The organism is Niastella sp. sgz303648, from assembly GCF_059587045.1.
Genome location: NZ_JCAPSW010000027.1, coordinates 70,173 through 77,584, shown reverse-complemented (window position 1 = coordinate 77,584; position 7,412 = coordinate 70,173). Strand labels below are relative to the sequence as shown.

At 38.7% G+C, this 7,412-nt stretch carries 6 protein-coding genes; all 6 read left to right on the top strand.

Annotated features, from left to right (window positions below):
* Nucleotides 1-247 precede the first annotated feature (247 nt).
* A complete protein-coding gene (locus AC59IL_RS37465) occupies nt 248-856 on the top strand; it encodes a fibronectin type III domain-containing protein (protein WP_496557382.1) in 609 nt (202 codons plus the stop codon).
* 722 nt (nt 857-1,578) lie between these two features.
* Nucleotides 1,579-1,938 carry a helix-turn-helix transcriptional regulator gene (locus AC59IL_RS37460; protein WP_496557381.1) on the top strand — a complete coding sequence of 120 codons (360 nt, stop codon included), beginning with the start codon at nt 1,579-1,581 and terminating at the stop codon, nt 1,936-1,938.
* 790 nt (nt 1,939-2,728) lie between these two features.
* Nucleotides 2,729-3,223, top strand: a complete 495-nt coding sequence (locus tag AC59IL_RS37455; RefSeq protein WP_496557380.1) for a MauE/DoxX family redox-associated membrane protein — start codon at nt 2,729-2,731, stop codon at nt 3,221-3,223.
* A gap of 14 nt (nt 3,224-3,237) precedes the next feature.
* Nucleotides 3,238-4,134, top strand: coding sequence for a glycosyltransferase family 2 protein (locus tag AC59IL_RS37450; RefSeq protein WP_496557379.1), 897 nt, complete (start codon nt 3,238-3,240; stop codon nt 4,132-4,134).
* On the top strand, nt 4,131-5,774 hold the full coding sequence (locus tag AC59IL_RS37445) for a hypothetical protein (RefSeq protein WP_496557378.1): 1,644 nt from the start codon (nt 4,131-4,133) through the stop codon (nt 5,772-5,774). The genes AC59IL_RS37450 and AC59IL_RS37445 overlap by 4 nt, the downstream gene beginning before the upstream one ends.
* Before the next feature lie 105 nt (nt 5,775-5,879).
* Nucleotides 5,880-7,376 (top strand): hypothetical protein, encoded by a 1,497-nt coding sequence (locus AC59IL_RS37440; protein ID WP_496557377.1) that lies wholly within the window; start codon nt 5,880-5,882, stop codon nt 7,374-7,376.
* The last annotated feature ends 36 nt before the right edge of the window (nt 7,377-7,412 follow it).

The window sequence follows — 7,412 nt, the reverse complement described above, 5'->3', positions numbered from 1 at the left end:
ATGTGTCATAATGTGTCATTTTGAGTGCCCACATTTGGATTTCACATAAAAGCCATATTATATTTGTATCGAACAAAGAAACTGACATGTATAACCGATTTATCCGTAAAGGATCCTGCGGTTAAATTTGGTGAAGCAGATCAGCATCTTTTGTAACTGACTCTATTGGCCAATGGGTTTGAATGGTGGTTCTTTTTAGTAGCAAACGAACAGTAACCATTTTTTTCACAATTTAAACTCATAGTATATGAGCAGAATAGTTTTACCATTTCAGCATATCCGCGACGGCGAACTTGCCAAAACGGGTAACAATGTTCTCAGCAATGTAAAAGGCAATGCCTTTTTTCCCGATACCACGCTGGTGCAGGAGCTCGAAAAAGCCCTGAGCGAATACCAGGTGGCATTGAATGACGCCGCCGATGGCGGAAGAACTCTGATATCCATTAAAAAAGACAAGCGGAAGGCTTTAATCGAAGTCTTAAGAAAGCTGGCTTTTTATGTTTCTCAGGTGAGCAACGGCGACAGAACCATGCTGTTAAGCAGCGGTTTTACCCTTTCAAAAGACAGGGGCACTTCTACCCCACTGTCTGCCATCGAAAGTATGACGGTCGAATCAACAGGTCCCGGCGAAATGTATATCCGCGTGAAAAAAGTCGCGGGCGCCAGAGCCTACGTACACCAGTACACGACCGAGCAACCAACGGCAACAACCGTTTGGATGAGCGAAACAAGCGCACACCGAACACACACCTTTAAAGGTTTGAAGCCGTTGGTAATATACTGGTTCAGGGTTATTGCTGTAGGACTTAACGGACAATCGGTGATATCGGATCCGGTTGCACGGGCAGTTCTTTAAATAACACGAGGTACTTTTCGTCAGGAGGCGTAAAGTATTGCAGTCCCGCCACAAAAGGCGGGATTTTTTTTTGTTGATGCAGCATCACTTATTAACTAATAAATATATGACACCTATTTATTAACTCAGGACAACTTGCCGCCACGCGTTTTTCACAGGTAACAAAGTTTTAAGAATGTTTAAACCTCTAACTACAGACTCAATACTATAAACAGAATTGCACTACTACTTATCATTTTACTTTCTTTTACCAAAATCAGTTACACCCAAACCCAACCCTGCAGATGAAAAGGCAGCAATTAAAAATGTAAGTTACTACATCGATTATCAGCCGGTATCAGAGGGGTGTTTACGGTCTAACATTTTAACAAATAGTGCAAAACATAAACTATCGTGCAAAACACAAACCGCAGTAAAACGCAGCAGTATCGGGCATTTCAGGCGTATACGTCCTAACATGATAGTTAGTTGGTTATGAGAATCACTCCCCTACATAAGCGTAAAAAATAAATTTAATTAGTAAAAATACTGCAGGTAAATTTGTAGATTCAGTCGTTCTATTACTACTTCATAACAGTTCCGTTCCCGGGTAACCTTCTCCTTTATTAATACCGTTAATGTAACGGGGCATTTTTGCAGGTATTCATTTTTCCGACTTTGTTAAAACAAACAAAGATCCGTGCCATAAACCTTTGGTTAAATCACTGATTAAATACCTTCTGATGAATCTCAGAAACGCCAACAAGCCTTATTCCAAATATGTGCTGGTCGCCATTGAAAAGTTAAAGCAATGCATAGATGACAACCCGCTTCAGTGCAAATCAGCAGCTGACTTATTAGATCAGCAGAACGCTCCTAATAGAAATTACATTGAGAAGGCATTTAAAGACGTATACGGAGCCGGTATCAAAGAATACCAGGTTAGGCAACGCCTTGAAGCATCCAAACAATTTTTGGAACAGGGGATGCCGAAGAAGCAGGTGGCGGCCAAATGTTGTTACCGGTCGCAGAGTTCCTTTGCAGCAGCCTTTAAGAAAGCGTTCAACATGACGCCCACAGAATGGCAGGATTTATATGGATAACAGTAACGAATGTGCAATAATCGACAACAATTATGCAAAAATCGAAAAAGGTTGTGCAAAAATCTATAACAGGTGTTGCTAACTTGCATACAGAATGAACGATGCTCCGGTATTTGTCGCCGGAAGATAAAACCCAGCTCGAAACGGCCCATTAGCAATTGTAACATTTCCCACACACGATACAGACAAACTATTTCACAGGAATCATAATGACTGAGTTCCCCGCCAGTTGGCGGGGAAGGAAACGTATGTAGTTAGTAATAGAAAAATGGAGGCGGTTTTACCGCTGCTTTATTCACCATGAAATATTGGAGAGCGGGAATAGTGTTACCCGAACCATATAGCCCAATTCTTTTTGATTCCTAATATATAGGATAAGGTTTAATGCCGGTGCGCCCCGGTTATCGAGCCGGGGCTTAGACGGCTACCCTGTAAAACGATTTCTGATTTTGCGATTTTGGGATTTATTGATTTAAATCTCCAAATCGAAAATCCAATATAATACTGAAATAATTTACTTCAGCCCAAAACAGCATAAGCGCCATTTGTAGCGAATTAGTGGCGATTACCCCAAAAACTAACCGGCAGTGTAAACAAGACAGCCCGGCCAACAGGCTGGTGAGACAATTTTTATTAAAACCATATCGAGGGTCAAAGAATGCGATACCGATAAAAAGTTGTCGATGACAAGGATGATCGTCCTGAGCGAAGTCGAAGGGGCATCCGGCACCAGCGCTGTTTCCGGGTATGACCTTACAATGAGACCATTAAACATTATAACTATTCAACAATGGAAAGTACCGTAGTACAGAGACGCACTTTATTCTCCTGGTTAAAAAGAGAAACGATTGTTGAGATAATTGCCTTGATGTTTGTAATACTGTTTTTATATACCGGTATTAGCAAATTAATGGAGTATCCGGTATTTAAAGAGCAGCTGGCAGAGTCGCCTGTTTTACAACCAGTAGCCCCCATCGTTGCCTGGGCCCTGCCCATAACAGAATTTATAGTATCCCTGTTATTATTTATTCCCCGATTACGATTGAAAGGATTGTATTCATCATTGGTTTTAATGGTAGCCTTTACTTTATACATTATAGCTATTATGACCTTCAACAAGGAATTGCCCTGCAGTTGTGGCGGTATAATATCATTGTTATCATGGCGTGGTCATCTTGTATTTAATAGTGCTTTCATTATCCTTGCTTTTACCGGTATTTTATTGGAAAAGAAAATACGGCAATCAATAAAGAAAGATATGAGTAAACTCAATCCAGGGAATTGATAAAAAGATATTTTATGGAACCTATAGTACATCAAAAAGACATCCTTGACCCACCGGCGCCGATGCCGATAGCAAATGAGCGCCAGGCCGGCAATCAGCAAACCGGAGCCGTTAGCCGGCAATCCATAATAATAAGGCGACTTTCCATTATCATTCCTGCATATAATGAAGAGAAAACAATTGCTGCTGTATTAAATAAGATCAATGAAGTAAAGCTGATGGGTAATATTGAAAAAGAAGTGATCGTTGTGAACGACTGTTCCAAAGACAATACAGAGCAGGTAGTGCAGGAATATATATCTACCAATGCAGCGCTATCAATAAATTATTTTAAATACATCAAACATGAGAAAAACCAGGGAAAAGGTGCGGCCATACATACGGGTATTGCAGAGGCCACGGGGGAATACCTGCTGGTTCAGGATGCAGATCTGGAGTATGATCCGGGTGAATACAACACCTTGTTGAAGCCGGTTATTAACGGACATGCAGATGTGGTTTACGGCTCCCGGTTTATGGGAGGCAATCCCCACCGCATTCTTTTCTTCTGGCATTCGATCGGGAATCGGTTTCTTACCTTCTTAAGCAACATGTTCACCAACCTGAATTTGACCGATATGGAAACTGGTTATAAAATGTTTCGAACGGATATCATTCAAAGAATTTATCTCGAAGAAAAGCGATTTGGGTTTGAACCGGAGGTGACGGCGAAAATTGGGATGGTGCCGGGGATAAGAATTTATGAGGTCGGGATTAGTTATTATGGGAGGACTTTTGCTGAGGGGAAGAAGATTGGGTGGAGAGATGGGGTAAGGGCGGTTTATTGCGTTTTTAAGTATGGGTTGTTGAATAGCCGGATGATGGTAAATAAATCTGAACAAAAAATAATATCTCAACCAACAGCAAGATGACTGTTGTTTTATATGTACAAAAAGCCTCTACAATAAATATTGCTCATGGATGCCAAAACTATTTTATGAATGACCAAACCAACATGTTAGATATCCAGACTTCCTTTAAAGAGTTTCTTTTTAAGAATCGGCGTCATCGGACCATTTTATGGTTGGCGGCAGCAGCATTTGTCATACAATTTGCATTGCTAAAATATTTTTATCCCTATGCTAGTTTTATACATGATGACTCCTTTTTGTATATCCGAGCTGCCCTTAGGAATTCGGACATAAATGCATATATGATCGGATATTCCCGATTTCTCCGCCTGTTCAGCGTATTTACTACCTCCGATACCTTACTTGTAGCATTTCAATACTTACTTATACAAAGTAGTGCCTTATTTCTATTATTTACCATATTCTATTTTTATAAACCTGGTAAAATTATCCAAATCACATTATTGATCTTCTTCACAATAAATCCTTTGGCTTTAATGTTAGCCAATTTAGTGAGCAGCGATTGCATTTTTGCTGCATTAAGTCTCACGTGGTTTTCATTATTGTTATGGAATATACATCAGCCATCTATCCGTATTATCATTTGGCATTTATTGGTGCTGTTCTTTGCTTTTACAGTTCGTTATAATGCATTGATTTACCCAATTATTTCAATAGGAGTATTTTGGTTATGCAAATTACCATTACGCAAGAGATTAAGTGGGATAGCCACGAGTATAGCGCTCTGTAGTTTGTTCATAGGATATACTATGTACAAATATAAAGTTCTAACCGGTTACTGGCAGTATTCACCTTTCGCCGGCTGGCAAATGTCTAACAATGCTATGTATGCGTACCGTTATGTAGATAGTGCCGATCGAAAACCGGTGCCTAAAAAGTTTAAAATATTGGATAACATGATCCGTCAATATTTCGATAGCACAAGGAATGTAAACAAATATCCATTCGAAGCGGAAATGGCAAGTACGGCTTATATGTGGTCAAGCGAATTATCCTTATTCAAATACCGGAACCGCGTTTTTAAAAAAGACACCATTTCAAAAGATTTTAAAAAATGGGCAGCGATGGGGCCCTTTTACAAAGAATATGGAATGTATATTATTACTCAATACCCCTTCAAATTCGCCAGGTATTTTCTATGGCCAAATACCCAAAAATACTTTGCACCACCTGTTGAATTTTTATCTCAATACAACTCCGGGAAATTATATGTCGATAGTCTTGCGAAGGACTGGTTTGGATATAAAAGCCGTCTCGTAAACATTAGAACAAAGAGTATTGACATCAACATTCTCAATATTTATCCAACTCTTAATGGCGCTATGAACATGGTGTTTCTAGCCAGCTTGATTTGCTTTATCCTGTTGAAGGGTTTTAAAAATATCACGCCCTTCCGAAACTGCATAATTTTGGTCACTATAATATGGATCCTAAATGCCGTCTTTACCATTTTTGCCTCATCTGCCGCGCTCAGATTTCAATCATTCCCCGTTCTAATGGTAGTAACATTTGCTTTATTGCTGGTAGATTGGTTAGCGAAACTGATAAAAGTGAAAACTGAAGCAGAAGATAGACATTCTGATAATTACCTGGAAGAGATAAAAAATTCAATAGCAGTTGAATCATTGACGCAACATTAACGCTATAAAATGTCAATAGAAACTAGCCGCTGCGAATAGCTAAAAAAGGAATATTTCTGAAAAAAAGATTTGGAAAATGGGAATAAATAATTTGACCATATAAATATGTTAGTTCAGAAACAAATATTGTCTCAACGATTTATTCAATGGATTTGGAAAGATAAAGAAAACAGGTTAATGCTATATCTATCCATTCCCATTATTGTGATACAGTTTGCCTGTTTTAAGTTTCTATATCCATATCCCAATTTTATGCCTCCTGATTCAAATTCGTACCTGGAAGCTGCCTATACCAATCAGTTCATCTCTGTTTGGGCAATCGGCTATTCTAAATTTTTACGACTTGTTAGCAGCTTCAGCAATTCGCATTTTGTTTTAATATTAGTTCAATATCTGCTGCTGCAAGCAAGCATAATATATCTTATTTTTTCTTTACGTTATTTTTTAGCGCTTAATAAATGGTTGTTTCGCTTGCTATTATGCCTTAACCTACTTAATCTTTCTTTGCTTCATATAAGCAATTTCGTTTCCAGTGACTCATTGTTCACTGCATTGAGTCTGATATGGTTTACTCAACTGATATGGCTCTTATTCCTGCCAAGCAAGAGAATATTAATATTCCATGCAATTGTATTGTTATTAGCTTTTATGGTTCGTTACAATGCCTTGTATTATCCATTTATAAGTGTATTAGCAATTGTTTGTGCCAAATTACCGGTTACTATGAAATCAATTGGCATAGGTTCAATTTTGATCTTATTAGGCATTTTTATCAGATACACCCAAATTCAATATTACCAAGAGACTGGAACCATTCAATATTCTGCCTTTGGAGGATGGCAACTGGCAGCCAACGCGCTATATGGCTATGCATACGTTAAACCAGACGAACCCGAAAAAGTACCGGCTCGTTTCCGATCACTCCATATCATGGTAAACCATCATATGGATTCACTGCGCCATTTAAAATGGAGGCCCGATAGTGAAGTTTCACTTTATTATTTATGGGATGAAAAATCTCCATTAAAAGAATACGTTCGTTACAGACAACACGACATTAGTACTCTAGATTTTAAGCACTGGGCTGCTATAGCGCCTCTATATGGAGCTTATGGAAGCTTTTTGATCCTGCGACATCCTGGACCTTTCTTAAAATATTATGTATGGCCGAACTTTTTGAAATACAGTGTCCCCCCTGTCAACTATATGGGAGTTTATAATCTGGATAACAAAACCGTGGAGCCGATAGTAGTCAAATGGTTTGATTGGAAAAATAACGAAGTTTCGAGCCATAATAGAAATAATAAGATTAAAGTAACAGAATATTACTCTGTCTTGATGGCTATTGTCAACCTGGTTTTTGTTGTAGGTTTTGCAGGGCTTTTACTGGTAGCTGGTTTCCGCAAAAGTGTTTTATTTGGGAACGGTATTTTTTGTTGGGTAGGCCTGGTCTGGTTTAGTAATATGGTATTCAGCATACTTGCAGCACCCATTGAACTACGTTACCAGCTATTCTCTATGGTTATCACGCTAACATTTGGGATAATAATAATAGCTCTTATAATACACATAGGCCGTACTATGCCTATTACACCACATTAATAGTGAGTCTTAAAATAACCGACTTCAAATTAAACT